We start from the raw sequence: 17,316 nt of genomic DNA on the forward strand, positions 1-17,316 counted from the left end.
CATAATTCCCCTTTCCTCTCTCCCTTCTCCCCAATTGATAATTCATAATTCCCCGCTCCCTTGTCCCGTATCATACTTTGTGCTTTTTGTCAAAAAAACTTTTTTTTTGCAATAAAACTACACAAAAAAAAGATCATCGTTGTGGGCGAAATTGACTGATTTACCCGTCTTAATTAGAATCATCTTCTAGGTGTGGCAAGGGTTTTAACCATTGCTGCCCAAAAAAGCACAGAATAGCCCATTATGAAATTCTATCAAATCGCTGTAACCATGATAACGTCGTTGTTAAATAAAAATCTTTCTCAATTAATTTTTAAGAATTTATAAATATTGCGAAATGTTAATTTAAATATTCTCAAGTTTTTGCAGTCAATAAATAATTTTTGCTTATCTTTGTCAGAAAATAGAACTTCTGCAAAAATCCAACATCTACCATGGGGTTAGGAGTCTCCGAGTCAGGAGTCAGAAGTCAGGAGATTATTTTATTTATTCTCCCCACACCCCACACCCTACACCCTACACCCCACACCCCATACCCCACTTATTCAACAAACATGAAAGAATCGTGGCGAGAACGTCTGAATATCTCTCGAATAGCGATTAATGCCCCGAGGTTAACCATTGCTTTCTGGTTAGCGGTGGCTATGGCGGGAATTTTGGCTTTTAGTTCCCTAAAATACGCTCTTTTCCCCGATATCAGCTTTCCAGTCGTAATAATTAACGCTCAAGCGGATTTAGCTACTGCTATCACCACGGAACAGCAATTAACTAAACCCCTAGAAAATCCTCTTTTCTCTCTCCCCGGTCGTCGTGATATTTCTTCGACTACTGCCCCCGGACAGTCAGTAATCAGCGTTTTCTTTAAAATTGGCACAAATTTAGACAAGGCCACCGCAGCAGTTAAACAGGCTATCTCGCAAGTCCCTTTACCCCCTCAAGCTACCACAGAAGTTATCCCCGTTGATTTAAATGAGTCGGCAACAGTCACCTATGCGCTGGTGAGTGAGCAGAAAAATCTAGAAGAATTAAGCCAAATCGCCCAAGATAATTTAATTCCGCCCTTAAAAGCTCTCCCAGGTACGGCTAAAGTTAATTTACTCGGTCAAGGTACAGTTAGGGAAGATAATCCCCATAAAAGCTTAACCCGACCATTACCCACGCTGGTACGCTTTAATGGCCAAGAAGCAATCGCAGTGCAGGTAATCAAAAAAGGTGCCGCCAATAGTCTCGATCTGGCCGCTCAAGCAGAAAAACTGGTTAAAGACATAGCACAAAAACTGCCCGATGTCAAGATAATTTTAGCTGAAACCCAAGCGGAATATATTCGCGCTGCCCTACAAGGCACGATCGATGATTTACTTTTGGCAGTTTTGCTGTCGGTGCTGGTGATCTTGATATTTTTAGGCAGTTTCGCCGCTACGGTCATTTCTGCTCTGGTTATCCCCCTATCTCTTTTGGGGACTTTCATTATCATGGCCATCTATGGGTTTAATCTGGAAACCCTGACGCTGCTGGCTCTCGCTTTAGTGATTGGCATTGTCGTGGATGATGCGATTGTTGATGTGGAGAATATTTCCCGTTTAATCGATGCGGGGGAAACCCCGAAAAATGCGGCACTCAAGGGGACAAGGGAGATCGGATTAGCTGTCACCGCCTCCACTTTAACCATTGTTGCCGTGTTCATACCCGTGGCTTTTATGGGGGGTGCGGTGGGGCAGTTTTTCCAACCCTTCGGTTTAACTGTCTCGGCTGCGGTGATTTTTTCCCTGTTGGTCGCCCGAACTTTATCGCCCGTTTTGGCAGTATATTGGCTGAAACCGCAGTCACGGGCAAAAATGACGAAACAAAAGCGACCGATTGAAAACGCCTATCGACGGCTCTTAAACTGGTCATTACGTCATCGTTTGCTGGTCATTGCTATTGCCCTAATTACCTTTTTGGCGGGTATTGCCCTGATTCCTTTTATTTCTAGGGGATTTATTCCCCGACTCGATCGCGGCGAGTTTAATCTGGTTTATACTTCTCCTTTGCCGAAAATAACGCAAATTAGTCCTAATAAACCGACCGCTAAGAGTTCTAGCGATAGTTTCGCTTGGATTTCTCAGTTAGCGAGTTCTCCCGAAAGTTTTCTTTTGCGTCGCACTATCCGCGATGGCAGCAAATTAGAAGCGCCGATTTTGCAGGATGGGGAAGTGGAATCGACTTTTATGATCGCCGGTTTACGGGGTGAGCCGAATCGGGGCAAAATTCACGTTACACTGAAGAGCGATCGTAAATCTCACACCAGTGCCGTGCAGCAACGGATTCGGCAAATTTTACCGCCAATTAGAGGGGTGAATGTCAGTGTCGAGGACATTCCTTTTGTGCAGACGGAAGCGGAAAAGCCGATCCAAATTGCGATTAAAAGCGATGATTTCAAGCTATTGCGCGATAGTGCCGAGAAATTGCGGGTTGAGGCTGCTAAAATCGCCGGTTTAAAGGATATTTCCCTATCATCTAGATTAAATGAGCGGGGGGATTTTTTGGCGATCGAGCGTTTAAATGGTCAACAGGCGATTTTTCTCAGTGCTAATCTTAGTCCCGATTTAGGATTAGAAGATGCGGCGATTAAAATTGAAGGGATTCCTTTACCGGAAGGGATAACTTTACAGCGTTGGGGTACTTCTTCTCAAAGTAGCGATGTTTTGGGCAGTTTTGGTCGCACTTTAATCCTAGCGACAATTTTAATGTTAGGAGTTTTATGGCTATTATTCAGAAGACTGCTAGAAACTATCGTCATCGCTTTATGTTTACCTTTAGCGATTGTGGGGGCAATGTTGGGGTTATTGGTAACGGGTAGTGAGTTTAGTATGATTTCTCTGATCGGGTTTATTTTCCTCTTGGGATTACTGGATAAAAACGCTGTGTTATTGCTGGATTATACTAACCAATTGCGTCAACAGGGTTGGAGTCGGGAGGAAGCGGTTTTAGAAACGGGAATGATTAGGTTAAGACCGATTTTAATGACCACTTGTTCGACAATTTTAGGCATGATTCCGATCGCTTTGGGATTGGGTACCGGTGCGGAATTGCGACAACCCATGGCGATGGTAATTGTGGGAGGTTTAGTCACTTCTTCCCTGTTGAGTTTAATTGTTGTGCCTGTGTTATATCTAAGTTTAGAGGATGTTTGGAACCAGATTAAAGCCGGTCAAAAGTAGCTAGTTTTACCGTCGCTTTAGTTAGGGTTGGGTGCATCCCACATTTGCAGAAATACCGACAATCAGCAATTATCAGTGACTCTTAAATTAGTATAAAAATATGAACAATCGCGTGTAAGCATCCCACCGAAAAGCTAATGCGCGGGGGGTTTGGGGGCGGCGCCACGCCCCCAACGGGGGGTTTGGGGGGTAGAACCCCCCAAAAGCTTGGATTGAGTAATAAAACCGAAAGTAACCCCCAATTTTAGGAGAAAGTTTCCCCTGAAAAATCCCAAATTAGTAGATTTACAAAAATGAGATGCACCCTTATGGTTACCCTGTCACCCTGTCCCCACTAAAAACTTTTTGCCACAAACCCTAGTTATTGTTTTGGCTTCTGATTACTATAGAGTCGTTTGAATTCTTTTTGTTGTTGATTATGATCGACAATTGGCTCAGGATAACCGCAACGATGTCTTTCTAAACGGGGGATTTTCCCAGTTACTAAATATTCCGTATCTACGGAAGCTAATTCCGGCAGCCATTGACGAATATATTCCCCTTCCGGATCGAATTTTTGTGTCTGACTAGCGGGGTTAAAAATTCTTAAAGGTTTCGGATCCATGCCACTAGAGGCACTCCACTGCCAACCACCATTATTAGCGGCTAAATCGCCATCAAAAAGTTTCTGCATGAAGTATTTTTCGCCTTTTTGCCAGTTAATAATTAAATCTTTGGTTAAAAAACTCGCCACAATCATGCGACAACGATTGTGCATCCATCCCGTTTCATTTAATTGTCGCATCGCCGCATCAACGATCGGATAGCCGGTTTTTCCCTGGCACCAAGCTTGAAAATGTTCTTCGTTATCCTGCCAAGGAAAATGACGAAATTCTTTTCTATAAGCACCGACCGCCAATTCTGGGAAAAAATAGAGACAATGCTGGTAAAATTCCCGCCAAGCTAACTCTTGCTGCCAAGTGATAATACTATTTTTTGCTTCCTGGGCCCGGCAATTTTCTAATAACTCTAGGGTTGCCGTCCAAATCGTGCGAATGCCAATCGCCCCAAATTTTAAAGCAGCACTCAAGCGCGAGGTGCCATCGAAAGCGGGGAAGTTACGATCTTCTTGATAATTGTTAATAACCCCTTGACAAAATTCTTCTAATCTGCTATCGGCGGCTTTTTCTCCGGGGGTGAGGGGTAAGGGGTTTTGCCAGGTAAAACCTAAATTTTCTAGGGTTGGTAAATTAATAGTTTCTGTGAGTTTCTCCCCCTCATTTTCGTCTAATCCTTGCAGGTTTTCTAGGGTTTTGGGGCGGGCTTTGGCTAATTGGCTCCAATTTTTCCAAAAAGGAGTATATACGGTGTAGGGGCTTTTTGAGAGGGTGAGGACTTGTCCTGGAGCGTGGAGAAGTTGATCCCAGAATGTTTCTACTTCAATTCCTTTTGTTTGTAAAGCGGCGATTACCTGTTGATCCCGTTGACGCGCGTAGGGTTCGATATCGAGGTTAAAAAAAACTGCTTTTGCCGATAAATTGCCGGCTAAGTTGACGAGTGTTTGACTGGGGTTGCCGCGAATAATCACTAATTGACTACCTTTTTGGCGATAATTTTTTTCTAATTCCTCTAGACAACCGAGCAGATAGGCAACTCTAGCAGGGGCGATATCATCCCCTTCTAAAATAGCAGGATCGAGGCAGAAAACCCCGATGATTTTCGGACTACGCTCCCTAGCTTTACTCAGTCCAATATTATCCGAGAGACGTAAATCGCGACGATGCCAGAAAAGGATTAGGTTTGACATAAAGTAAGGTGATGAGAAGATTATCAGGGGCGAGATTATTAGGGTACAGTTAAGAACAAATTCAAGTCAAAAATACTCTTTCTGTCATTATAGGACAGTGGATCAAGAATAATTGTCTAATTGGGTGCATCTCATTTTTGTAAATCTACTGAGTTGGGATTTTTAAAGGGAAACTATCTTCTAAAGTTGGTCATTACTTCCGATTTTATCATTCAATGCAAGCCTTTGGGGGGTTCTACCCCCCAAACCCACCGTCGGGGGTAGGGCTGTTTCATTCTCCCATCAGAATATCAAAAGTAAAAGCGATCACAGTCAGATAAAATGAGGGTAATGATTCGGTAGTAGTGCCGTAGCCCTCTTGCTTATCTGGTATGAATTGTGTAAAATATTTATTAATAAAAATAATTGGAACCCGATCAGTCTTTAAACCTCTAGCTTGAACATGACTTTTCTGATAAATATCTTTTTCTGGCTCCTGTCTGGCTTACTCAAATATCAGTCTAGCACCGAACAAAATCCCCCCCTAGTTCACCTCTATTCCCCTGTCCTAATTGTGGTTCTCACCATACTATCAAGAATGGTTCTATTCATAATGGAAAACCCAAACGTCAATGTAAAGAATGTGGTCACTGAGCCTTTACATTGAGCTTTTACATTGAGCTTTTACATTGAGCTTTTACATTGAGCTTGTCGAAATGTGTCGAAATGTGTCGAAGTGTGCTGAATTTAATCCCATGTATAGACGAGAATTACTGCAATTTATAGGCTCTCATGCTCTTTTTGGGGCTATTAATCCAGAATTTACTTGGAATTATCAAAATATTGACCATTGGGGCGAATTATCAACGAATTATCGCCTCTGCACCACGGGAAAGCAACAAACACCGATCGATCTGAGTATAGTGACTGAAAAAGAGCTATACCAACCCACCTTTAATTATCGTCCTATACCCCTAAAAATTCGCCATAACGGTCATACAATCTTGGTTCAGACCGAAAAAGTTGGAAACATGAGTTTTCACGGCGAAAACTGGGATTTATTGCAGTTCCATTTTCATCACCCCAGCGAACATCAGATTAAAGGTCAGTCTTTCCCTCTAGAAATTCATTTAGTGCATCGAAATGGGAAGGGAAATTTAGCGGTTGTGGGCATCTTAGCCGAAATTGGTGCTTTTAATCCCTATTTACAAACCATTTGGGATTATTTGCCCCAAGAACCTTCTCCTGAAATGATTATCCCCGATACTTGGGTCAATGTCGGGCTTTTACTGCCGGAAAATAGCGGTTTCTATGAATATCAGGGGTCTTTGTCCACTCCTCCCTGTAGCGAGGATGTTCTCTGGTTAGTCTGGCAAAATACGATCAAAATTTCTCCCCAACAACTGCAACAATTGGCCGCAATTTTGCCCCGTAATGCGAGGAATATTCAACCCTTAAACGGGCGATCTATCCTGCATTCTTAGGCGAAATTGTCGGCATTTTGGCTAATTTAGATAATTTTATTAACTTTTAGACCAAAAATGGTAAATAACTCAGGAATGCGCTCAATAACTAAAGCTTCGGTCGCTGTCCAGTCACTTTCTTTAGTGGCTAAAACCCCCAGAACACTCAGAGGAACCTGTAGAAATAGGTGACTTAAGAGGAGAGCGATCGCAGCAATGACTAAACCTAAAAGCCGCCATTGGGGGAGATAGGCGGCCACGGCAGCCGCTAGAGGGGCAAAATTATAGATAGGCCAAGCGATGAGAATTAAGAGGACGACTCCCAAAAGAGTCAGAAGACGATGGCGAGGACGTTGAAAAAGAGAGAGAATTTTTAACTGTTCGGGGGTGAGTTGACTCGGTTTCAGGGCGACCAACAAAAGACTAAAGATATCAAAAGGTTTTGTCCACTGCATCCAAAAGACGGGAATAATAGCGATCGCTCCCAGAAATAGCCATTCTAGCCAAAGAAAAGGCAAGGGATCACCCACAGCTAAACCAATCCAAGCGATTTGTAAAAAGATTGGCAAAGCCGCTAACCCTGCCAGATGAATCCACAAAAAAGGTTCTGATTTCATAGAGGGAAATGAGAATTATAAATTATAAATTATGAATTATGAATTATGAAGTGGGGAGATGGGGGAGTGGGGGAGTGGGGGAATTATGACTGATAACTGATAACTGATAACTGACTCCCGACTCCCGACGGTTCAAGTGTAATTAACTGGATAAAGTGCGACGTTTCATGACCATTTCGTAGGCTTCGATAATGTCGCCTTCTTTCCAGTCATTGAATTTAGAAACACCGACACCGCACTCGAAACCGGTGGCCACTTCTCGGGCATCTTCCTTCATCCGTTTGAGGGAATCAAGAACCCCCTGATAAACAATTTCCTTGCCGCGACGCACGCGCAGGAAGCGATTCCGCACCAGTTTACCGGATTGGACATAACAACCGGCCACGGCCCCACGACCGACGGTGAAGACGGCCCGCACTTCGGCAAAACCGAGGTGTTCTTCCACTTCTTCGGGGTCGAGAAGACCTTCCATCGCCCCTTGAATATCATCGAGAAGCTTGTAGATGATATTGTAATCGCGGATATCAACTCCTTCCCGATCGGCGGATGCGCGCGCACCACTGGCAAGGGTGGTATTAAAGCCTACCACCACCGCACCACTAGCGGCGGCCAGATCCACATCGGTTTCGGTGATTTCCCCCGGAGAGGCGAGGAGAACCCGAATCTGCACTTCGTTTTGGGGTAACTGTTTGAGCGCACCGAGGATAGCCTCAACGGAACCTTGCACATCTGCCTTGAGGATAAGATTAAGTTCCTTGAGTTGTCCTTCTTGAGCTTGGATAGAGAGGGTGCTAAGGCTAACGCGACGGGAGGAGAGGGCCTGTTGTAAACGGGTGTTGCGTTGTTCGATCGCCCGTTGATCAGCGATTGATCGGGCCTCTTTTTCACTTTCATAGACATCGAACTCATCGCCGGCGGCCGGAACATCACTAAGACCGAGGATTTCCACGGCAAAGGAGGGGGTGGCCGCTTCGACTTTTTGACCGCGATCATCGATCATCGCCCGAATTTTGCCGAAAACGGAACCAGCGACGATGCTATCACCGACGCGGAGAGTGCCATTCTGGACGAGCAGGGTAGCCACGGGACCTTTGGTGCGATCGAGGTTAGCTTCGATCACGGTTCCCTTGGCCAAGCGATCGGGGTTAGCAACCAGTTCCTCTACTTCTGCCACCAAGAGAATCATTTCCAGCAGATTATCGAGATTTTCCCCCCGCAGGGCGCTAACGGGAACCATGATCGTCTCACCGCCCCAATCTTCGGCCACCAGTCCCTGTTCGGTCAATTCCTGTTTAATCCGGTCGGGGTTAGCCGAGGGTTTATCGACTTTGTTAATCGCCACCACGATGGGGACTTCGGCAGCCCTGGCGTGACTAATTGCCTCTTTCGTTTGGGGTTGTACACCATCATCGGCGGCCACCACCAGCACCGCTATATCGGTGACTCTCGCCCCACGGGCCCGCATGGCGGTAAAAGCTTCGTGGCCGGGGGTATCCAAAAAGACAATCTGTTCCGGTTTGCCGTTATGTTCCACATCGACGTGGTAAGCGCCGATGTGCTGGGTGATGCCGCCGGCTTCTCCTTGGGCGACTTTGGTTTTGCGGATCGAGTCGAGGAGGGTGGTTTTACCGTGGTCAACGTGACCCATAATGGTGACTACGGGGGGACGACGCTGGAGACTTTCCCAGTCGGAGACATCGATCATCTCCGTGGTTTTGATCGCCGCCGACTGGGTGCTGGGGGTTTCCACGGTCATCTCGAAGTCCCTGGCGATCATTTCGATCGTGTCCACGTCGAGAGTTTGGGTGATATTAACCGCCATCCCTTTAAAAAATAGGGTTCTGATGATCTCAGTTTCGGGGACTTTCATCAATTCCGAGAGGTCGCGCACGGTAAGACTGCCGGTGATGACGATGCTTTCCGGGCGTTTTTCCTCTTGGGGTTCTTGACGCTCGCTTTTCGGGCTGCCGGTGTGGGCGGTTGGTTTACTGGGCCGCTTAACTTTGACTGCTGTTGGGGTGCCAGGGGTGGCAGCTTTAGCGCTGGGCGGTTTGGGGGGACGAGCGGTGGAAAGGGTAAAACTGGGGCTATTGATTAACCCGGATAGTTCCGATTCTAGATCATCGTCATCTTCAAAGAGAGCTTGGGTGCGGCGTTTGTTTTTGCCAGCAGTTTTGGCGGTTTTGGCCGCTTTTTTCTCTTCTTCTTCTTCTTCTTCCCAGCTAGATTTTTTGGCCATGCGAAGGGGCATGGTCGGTCGTTTGAGTTTTTTGGGCCCGTCTGCTCCGAGCAATCCGGTATCTGTATCGATTTCTGTGCCATCAACACCGGATTTCTTGGTGGTGTCGGTTTCTTCCTCGCCAGTAGCCGAGATTTTAGCGGGCATACCGGGGCGAACCGGGCGCTTCAATTCCACCGTCTCCCGCACTTCTCTAGCTGGTTCCGCCAGTTTCGGGCTTTTTCCGTCGGGTTTGCGGTTGAGGGTCGGTTTTTCTGGTTTAGCCAAGCTAACCCTGCGCTCAGGACTAGGGGCGTTTTCACTCTCGCCGCGCTCGCGTTTTTCTCCCCGCGGCCTGTCGTTACTGCCGGCGGCATTTTTAGATCGGGGTTCTGGCCGGCCCGAGGCGATGCCCGGGCGTGGTTTCGGGGTGAGGGAGGGTCGATTAGGTGGGGCGATTAAGCTGGGGGATACTTCTGGCACTAGCGGGGTTTCGGTCGGGGTTTCTTTAACACTGGCGGACTGAGATGGCATCTGTGCAGCGGTGGGGGGAGTTTTTTCGGCTGCACCGTCGCGCCCTGGGGCAGCAACGAGGGGTTTAACTGGGGGACGGGGAGGACTGATTAAAGTCGGTTTAGCTGAGGAACCGGCAGGTCCGGGATAGATTTCCCCTTCTTCGCCAGTTTCGGGGCGGTTGTGTTTATGCAGGGCTAAAATCTTTTGTTTTTTTTCTTCGGCAGGACTAACCGATTCTCGCTGACCCGTACTATTTTTACTGGTACTCGAAACAACTCCCTTCGCAGCAATTGCCTTGATGCGTTGGGCATCCTCTTCGCTGATCGTGCTACTGTGGCTCTTGTACTCGATGTTCAACTGGTCACAGATGTCCAAAATGTCTTTGTTGTCTAGATTCAATTCTTTTGATAAATCGTAAATTCTGACTTTCGCGTTACTCATCCATTATCCCCCGGCTAAAGTGTTAGTGATCCTATAAGTTGGCTGATTTTTTGATCCTGTCAGGACTGCCCCCTTTCCATGGTAACGATTTTGTGGCTATGATCGTCAATTTTAATCCTGATTTGGACGACCTTGTTTGGCAGTCCCGAGGCGCTCTTGCAAGGATTCATAGAGCGTTTCGGGAATATTGGCTTTTAGGGCCCGTCCGAGACGATTTTTTTGCCGGGCCAGTTGTAGGCAATTAGGTTGCGGACAGATATAGGCAGCCCTTCCCATGCCTTGATCTAATTGTATCTGTCCAGACGGGTGTAGTCGGACAATTCGCCAAAAGGATTCCTTCGGGGCGAAGAGACGGCAGCTAATACAGCGTCGATAATTGACGAAGGGGTTCATTCTTGGTCTAAATCCTGCGCTTCTGGGTCGGTTTCATCGGTTTTTACCTCTTGTTCTCCTTTATACAGGGCGATATCCTTAATATCGATTTTCCAGCCCGTCAGACGGGCGGCTAAACGCACGTTCTGCCCTTCTTTGCCAATCGCTAAACTTAATTGATCCTGGGCCACCAGTACCAATGCTTGTCTTTCTTCGGCATTAGTGAACAAAACTTGGTCAATACGGGCGGGACTAAGGGCATTGGCGATGTAGGTGGCGGGATCTGGAGACCAGCGAATCACGTCGATTTTTTCGCCCCGCAATTCGTTCACCACGGCTTGAATCCGCGAACCTCTGGCCCCAATACAGGCCCCAACCGGATCCACGTCTCTTTCTAGGGTATCGACGGCGATTTTTGTCCGCGAACCAACGTGACGGGAGGGGGGATTAGCTTCCCGAGCGACGGCGACAATACGCACGATTTCCTCCTCGATTTCGGGAACTTCGTTGGCGAACAAATATACTACCAAGCCTGCCGCCGCTCTGGAAACAATTAATTGCGGGCCGCGTTGAGAACCTTCCAAGACTTTTTTGAGCAGAACTTTAAAGGTGGCGTTGGCGCGATAGTTATCGTTGGGCAGCTGTTCCCGTTTGGGTAGTTCTGCTTCCACTTCCGGTTGACCGTAGGTACTTTGTACCATGACAATGGCGGCCTGTCTTTCAAAACGGACGACTCGGGCTTGTAAAACGGTTCCTTCCAGATCTTGGAACTCCTCTTGAATCATTTTGCGTTGGTTATCCCGCAGTTTTTGCAGTAAAACCTGTTTAGTTTGAATCGCCGCCATGCGACCAAATTCTCTTTGGTCGGGGGTGACATCAAGAACTACTTCATCCCCTAATTGGGCTTCATCGGCCACTTCCTGCACCTCTTTGAGACCGATGTGATGGTCGGGATTGGTCACTTCTTCCACAATAGTTTTAGTAGAAAGGATGCGAAACCCTTCTTCTTCTACGTCTAATTCCACATCAAAGTTATTGAAATAATCTTCATGAAATTGAGCGGCTTTTTCTAAACTTTGGGCGCGTCGATAACGTTCGTAACCCTTGATCAGGGCTTCACGCAAGGCTTCCTGTACGGCATTTTTGGGCAGATTATGTCGTTGGCTAATTTCTTCGAGCATTATTTTTAAACCGGGCAAATTAACGGTAGCCATAATTATTTTTTCTCCTTACTTTTGAGTTATTAGTTTTTTAGCTATTAGCCTTGTATCAGTTATCAGTTATCAGTTATCAGATGTAAGTTATCAGTTATCAGATGTAAGTTTTAAGTTAATCAGTTAGTTATAGCGTTTCCTGTTCGCAAGAAGTACATTGTCGATGGTGAAAAGCTTAATCAGCAAAGGTTTAACTGTACCACACAGGTGTGAGAAACGCTATAGTTATTTATCTTCATCCTTATCCCTGTTTACTGTTTACTGTTTACTGTTTACTGTTTACTGATTACTGATGATCCCGCTGCTCATCTAAACGGACGCTGATTACAGTAGTGCGATCGATGGTCAGGGCGCGACCCTTTTGGTTAAGATAAATAGATTGCTCATCTCTACCTTGCAGTTTTCCGCGCCATTCTTTTGGTTTTCCCTGGCTATCTTGGCCGGTAATGATGACGGGAAAACCTTTAAAAGACTGAAATTCACGCTCACTGCTCAGTTGTCGAGAAATGCCGGGGCTAGATATTTCCAAAACGTAGGCACCGGGTAAGATTTCTTGACTGTCGAGGGCGGTTTCTAAAGACCGACTCATCTGCTCACAGTCCTCTAAACCAGTATCTCCCGCAAGATTGCGAATATCAACGCGCAGGACGGGAGGCCTTTTATTGGTTTGGAAAACGATATCGACCACTTCTAGCCCCAAGTTTTCAGCGATAGGGGTGGCTAGGTGCAGCAGGTCGGGGATGAGCGGATGGGTCATGATTTAGACAATAAAAAAAGCGGGCGAAACCCACTTCCCTAAACTGTTAGTGATTGGGATAGGCAGTTGTTAGACCACCTAGCTGAATACAGTATAGCAAAAAACCGTCATCACTATTTGCCCTCAGGGTCTTGCCGGGGAAAAACAGAACAGTGGTCACGATCGAGTCGATCTGTCACAATGAATACAGGGTAACTAGATATAGAGTCAATTATGGATCAAAAATCTCCACTCACCGTAGTTAGAGCCAAGTCAGCTAAGAATCGTGGTCATCGGCCAGTATGGAAAGGGATTGTCAGCACTTGGATGATTCTGCAAACCTTTGGCCATGTCAATCCTGCTTGGAGTCAAAAAAAACCAAATACCCTCACCTACGGTGAATTGTTAGAGAAAATCGAGCAAGGCAAGGTAAAAAAGGTGGAAATCAATCCTTCTTTGCAGCAGGCAGCAGTTACCCTCGTCGGTCAAACGGATAAGGATACCCCGAAAGAAGTTAATTTATTTGACCAAAATCCCGAATTAATCAAGAAACTCGATGCTAAAAAAATTGAGTATGGTATTCTCCCCACCACTGACAATTCGGCCTTGATCAATGTTCTCACTAACCTGTTAGTGATTATTATCGTCTTGGGATTATTGGTGTTTATTATCCGTCGTTCTGCCAATGCTTCCGGTCAAGCGATGAACTTCGGTAAATCAAGGGCGCGGTTTCAGATGGAGGCGAAAACTGGCATAGAATTCAATGATGTGGCCGGTGTGGATGAGGCCAAGGAAGATCTAGAGGAAGTGGTAACATTCCTCAAACAACCGGAAAAATTTACGGCTATTGGTGCGAAAATCCCCAAAGGAGTCCTGTTAATTGGTCCTCCGGGGACGGGAAAAACTTTATTGGCTAAAGCGATCGCAGGAGAGGCGGGAGTACCTTTTTTCAGCATCTCCGGGTCGGAATTTGTGGAGATGTTCGTCGGGGTTGGTGCGTCGCGAGTGCGAGATTTGTTCCGAAAAGCCCAGGAAAATGCCCCTTGTTTGGTTTTTATCGATGAAATTGATGCCGTTGGTCGTCAACGAGGGATCGGTTATGGGGGAGGTAATGATGAACGGGAACAAACCCTGAACCAATTATTGACGGAAATGGACGGTTTTGAGGTCAATACTGGCATTATCGTCATTGCCGCCACCAACAGGCCTGATGTTTTGGATTCGGCCCTGCTGCGTCCGGGTCGTTTTGACCGACAGGTGGTGGTGGATTATCCAGATTCTAAGGGACGTTTGGCCATTTTGGAGGTCCATTCTCGCGATAAAAAGGTGGCTGCTGATGTGGCTCTGGAGGCGATCGCCCGGCGCACCCCCGGTTTTACCGGGGCAGATTTGGCTAATATGCTCAACGAAGCGGCGATTTTTACTGCCAGACGGCGCAAAGAGGCGATTACGATGGAGGAGGTCAACGATGCGATTGATCGGATTGTGGCCGGTATGGAAGGGCGTGCTTTAGTGGATAGTAAAGCCAAGCGTTTGATCGCCTATCATGAAGTTGGCCATGCGATTGTCGGTACTCTCTGTCCTGGCCACGATCAAGTGGAAAAAGTCACCCTGATTCCCCGGGGTCAAGCGCAGGGGTTAACTTGGTTCACTCCCGATGAAGAACAGGGTTTAACCAGTCGTTCCCAGTTGTTGGCCCGAATTGCGGGATTATTAGGGGGACGGGTGGCGGAGGAATGTGTCTTCGGTGAGGATGAAGTGACCACCGGTGCCGGTAATGATATTGAAAAAATTACCTATCTGGCCCGACAGATGGTAACGCGTCTGGGAATGTCGGAATTGGGATTGATTGCCCTAGAGGAGGATGGTAATTCCTATCTCGGTGGTGCTGGCGCTGGTTATCATGCCGACCATTCTTTCGCGATGATGGCAAAAATTGATGCACAAGTGCGGGAACTTGTCAAGCAATGCCACGATTTAGCAACAAAACTTATCCTTGACAATCGTATGGCGATTGATCGCTTGGTGGAGATACTGATTGAACAGGAAACCATTGACGGCGACGAATTCCGGCGTTTATTGAGGGAATTTCAGCAACAAGCGGATCGGTCAATGGTGACTATGGTTTAATTTGCCCTTCGTCTCCTTGCTTCATTCAGTGGTTAGGAGACGATTTCAGCCAAAAATCTGCTAATCAGTCGGACAAAGCCAGAATTAACGACTAACATTGTGAGCGGGGATTTTACTCATGGAATGACCGTTATGATTGCCTTTGGTGGAAGCAATAATATTAGCTTCTAAAGCTGAATTGATCTCGGCCAACATTTCTAGATTGAAACGATAGCCGACGTTGCGGACGGTTTGAATTAAATTAGGTTGTCTGGGATCGGTTTCGATTTTTTTCCGCAGAGAGAGAACATGAGTATCAATTGTCCGGGGGTTATCGATTTCCTCGGGCCAAGCGCGACGCAGTAAATCGGCTCTTGATAGGGGTGTTCCCTCCGCTTGGGCTAAAACGTAGAGTAGGCTAAATTCTTGGGGCGTTAATTCGATATACTCCCCGCGAAATTGTACCCGTCTTTGGGCTAAATCTATTTTTAATTGTCCATAATCCAAGTGTAGGGGAGCAGCCCTACCGCCTAAACGACGGGTTAACACTTCTACCCTAGCCATAAATTCTTGCATTCCAAAGGGCTTTTTCAGGTAGTCGTCGGCCCCGGCTTTTAAACCATTGACCACATCTTTTTCGCCATTGCGGGCCGAGAGAATCAGTATTAGAGAATGTTTTTGTTGATAAAGCCAACGGCAGAGTTCGATTCCATCCCCGTCGGGTAAGTCGGAATCGATAATTGCTAAGGTTGGTTGACGGTGAAGGAAAGCTTGACGCGCACTTTGCAGGTTTGCTGATTGATTGACCAAATAGCCGGCCTGTTGCAGATGCCAAGCTAATAGCGATCGCAAGTGCGGGTTGCCCTCAACAATAGAAATATGGATCGATACCACTTGAGTTTCTGCCCCATTACTGCACAGATTGACACATTGTCAGGGTATCAGAATTAATGTCAAGATGTTGTAACAATCGTAACATTCGTCAGCCGTCAGCTTTTTAGCTATCAAGCATCGGTGGTCGGTGGTCGATGGCAAATTAGGTTACATTTCATCTTTGTATCGTTGACAATTAAAATTAAATGGAATTAAGCGATCGCATCCTCTTGGTGGATGATGTACCAGAAAATCTCTTACTCACTGAAGTTAACTCAACACTAACCTTGTTTGAGAACACTGGTAGGCAATTCCCGCCCATGGTTAATTAAGAAAAATAAACTGTAGTGAAATATACGGTTTTGACCTGTTCTAATGGGGATAGATAGGGGAAAAAAAATCATGTCGAAATCACTCTTTACCGATGCCAGCAGTCGCTTAGAACGGGCCCTTAAGTATGTCTCCATTTCCGATGATGCGATCGAGCGGTTAAAATATCCCAAAGCTAGTCTTAGCGTCTCCATACCCGTCCGTATGGACAACGGCACTTTAAGAATCTTCCAAGGCTACCGCGTCCGCTACGATGACACCCGCGGCCCCGGCAAGGGGGGTGTGCGCTATCATCCCAACGTCAGCATTGATGAGGTGCAGTCCCTGGCCTTTTGGATGACCTTTAAATGCGCCCTGCTGGATTTGCCCTTTGGTGGGGCTAAGGGCGGCATTACCCTAAATCCGAAAGAATTGTCAAAAGCCGAGTTAGAACGCCTTAGCCGGGGCTATATCGAGGGTATAGCCGACTTTATCGGTCCCGATGTCGATATTCTTGCCCCCGATGTCTATACCAACGAGATGATCATGGGTTGGATGATGGACCAGTACAGCATCATTCAGCGTAAAATTAGTCCGGCGGTGGTGACGGGGAAACCTTTAACCATGGGAGGCAGTCGCGGCCGCGATACGGCGACGGGAACGGGGGCTTTTCATGTTATTAACTCTCTTTTGCCGAAATTAGATAAAAAACCCGCTAATACTACCGTAGCCGTCCAAGGATTCGGTAACGCTGGGGCTGTAGTAGCGGATCTCCTCGCCAAAGCCGGTTATCAAGTGGTGGCGGTAAGTGATTCCCAGGGCGGCATTTATCGGGAAAAAGGCCTAGATATTGCCAGTATTCGTGAGTATAAACAGGAACATCGCGGAATTACTGCTATTTACTGTGAGGGTACTGTGTGTAATATCGTAGAACACGAGGCGATTAGTAATGAGGAATTATTAGCCCTAGATGTGGATGTTTTGATTCCGGCTGCCCTAGAAAACCAAATTACCGCCGAAAATGCCGATCGCGTGCGGGCGAAATATATCTTTGAAGTAGCCAACGGTCCGACTACCTCGGAAGCCGATCGCATTTTAGACTCAAAAGGGATTCTCGTTTTCCCCGATATTTTGGTTAACGCCGGTGGGGTAACGGTGAGTTATTTTGAATGGGTGCAAAATCGCAGCGGTCTTTATTGGCGATTAAACGAGATAAATGAGCGCTTAAAAGAAAGAATGGTGACAGAAGCGGAAAAAGTCTGGTCTTTCGCCCAGGAATTCGATATATCTCTGCGTACCGCCGCCTACGCCCACGCTATTGATCGTCTCGGTGAAGCCCTAGATGCCAAGGGAACCCGCGACTATTACCAAAATAAGACGAGAGCTTAAGGTCGTCGGTCGTCGGTCGTCAGGAAATAGGGTGATAGGGTTTTGGGGTGATAGGGTGATGAGACAGCTTCCCCACTTCCCCACTTCCCCACAC

General features: G+C 46.7%; 11 protein-coding genes and 1 pseudogene. 5 read left to right on the plus strand and 7 right to left on the minus strand.

Annotated elements, in window-relative coordinates; genetic code table 11:
* Positions 1 to 554: 554 nt before the first annotated feature.
* Positions 555 to 3,200: an efflux RND transporter permease subunit gene (locus tag H6G40_RS01935; RefSeq protein ID WP_069474763.1), complete on the plus strand. Its 2,646-nt coding sequence runs from the start codon at positions 555 to 557 to the stop codon at positions 3,198 to 3,200.
* A 361-nt stretch (positions 3,201 to 3,561) separates the two neighbouring features.
* On the opposite strand, the gene H6G40_RS01940 is transcribed toward H6G40_RS01935, so the two are convergent.
* Positions 3,562 to 4,986 (minus strand): FAD-binding domain-containing protein, encoded by a 1,425-nt coding sequence (locus H6G40_RS01940; RefSeq protein WP_190537179.1) that lies wholly within the window; start codon positions 4,984 to 4,986, stop codon positions 3,562 to 3,564.
* Positions 4,987 to 5,428: 442 nt separating this feature from the next.
* Between H6G40_RS01940 and H6G40_RS01945 the strand changes: the two are divergent.
* Both H6G40_RS01945 and H6G40_RS01950 read left to right on the plus strand, forming a co-directional pair.
* Positions 5,429 to 5,613, plus strand: a pseudogene (locus tag H6G40_RS01945) (IS1/IS1595 family N-terminal zinc-binding domain-containing protein); the annotation flags it as partial.
* Positions 5,614 to 5,720: 107 nt separating this feature from the next.
* A complete protein-coding gene (locus H6G40_RS01950) occupies positions 5,721 to 6,449 on the plus strand; it encodes a carbonic anhydrase (RefSeq protein ID WP_002739303.1) in 729 nt (242 codons plus the stop codon).
* A 26-nt stretch (positions 6,450 to 6,475) separates the two neighbouring features.
* Here the strand turns inward: H6G40_RS01950 and H6G40_RS01955 are convergent, their stop codons facing one another.
* The 5 genes from H6G40_RS01955 to rimP all read right to left on the minus strand — a co-directional run bounded on the left by H6G40_RS01955 (position 6,476) and on the right by rimP (position 12,563).
* Entirely contained in the window at positions 6,476 to 7,045 is a 570-nt protein-coding gene (locus tag H6G40_RS01955) for a low-complexity tail membrane protein (RefSeq protein WP_002738450.1), read from the minus strand.
* Positions 7,046 to 7,187: 142 nt separating this feature from the next.
* Positions 7,188 to 10,220 (minus strand): translation initiation factor IF-2, encoded by a 3,033-nt coding sequence (gene infB / locus H6G40_RS01960; RefSeq protein WP_002739404.1) that lies wholly within the window; start codon positions 10,218 to 10,220, stop codon positions 7,188 to 7,190.
* Between the two features lie 111 nt (positions 10,221 to 10,331).
* A complete protein-coding gene (locus tag H6G40_RS01965; protein WP_002738851.1) occupies positions 10,332 to 10,613 on the minus strand; it encodes a YlxR family protein in 282 nt (93 codons plus the stop codon).
* Positions 10,610 to 11,806: a transcription termination factor NusA gene (gene nusA, locus H6G40_RS01970; RefSeq protein WP_002738721.1), complete on the minus strand. Its 1,197-nt coding sequence runs from the start codon at positions 11,804 to 11,806 to the stop codon at positions 10,610 to 10,612. The genes H6G40_RS01965 and nusA overlap by 4 nt, the downstream gene beginning before the upstream one ends.
* Before the next feature lie 286 nt (positions 11,807 to 12,092).
* Positions 12,093 to 12,563, minus strand: coding sequence for a ribosome maturation factor RimP (gene rimP / locus H6G40_RS01975; RefSeq protein ID WP_190537181.1), 471 nt, complete (start codon positions 12,561 to 12,563; stop codon positions 12,093 to 12,095).
* 213 nt (positions 12,564 to 12,776) lie between these two features.
* Between rimP and ftsH the strand changes: the two genes are divergently transcribed.
* The gene (ftsH, locus tag H6G40_RS01980; protein WP_190537183.1) at positions 12,777 to 14,672 is read left to right on the plus strand and encodes an ATP-dependent zinc metalloprotease FtsH; all 1,896 of its coding nucleotides are present in this window, start codon (positions 12,777 to 12,779) and stop codon (positions 14,670 to 14,672) included.
* A gap of 84 nt (positions 14,673 to 14,756) precedes the next feature.
* Here ftsH and H6G40_RS01985 read toward each other — a convergent pair whose 3' ends face one another.
* Entirely contained in the window at positions 14,757 to 15,545 is a 789-nt protein-coding gene (locus H6G40_RS01985; protein ID WP_002739319.1) for a response regulator transcription factor, read from the minus strand.
* Positions 15,546 to 15,926: 381 nt separating this feature from the next.
* On the opposite strand from H6G40_RS01985, the gene H6G40_RS01990 reads away from it, so the two are divergent.
* Entirely contained in the window at positions 15,927 to 17,222 is a 1,296-nt protein-coding gene (locus H6G40_RS01990; protein WP_184891226.1) for a Glu/Leu/Phe/Val family dehydrogenase, read from the plus strand.
* Positions 17,223 to 17,316: the final 94 nt, after the last annotated feature.

The sequence above is a fragment of the Microcystis viridis FACHB-1342 genome (assembly GCF_014698335.1).
Classification (GTDB): Bacteria; Cyanobacteriota; Cyanobacteriia; order Cyanobacteriales; family Microcystaceae; genus Microcystis; species Microcystis ichthyoblabe_A.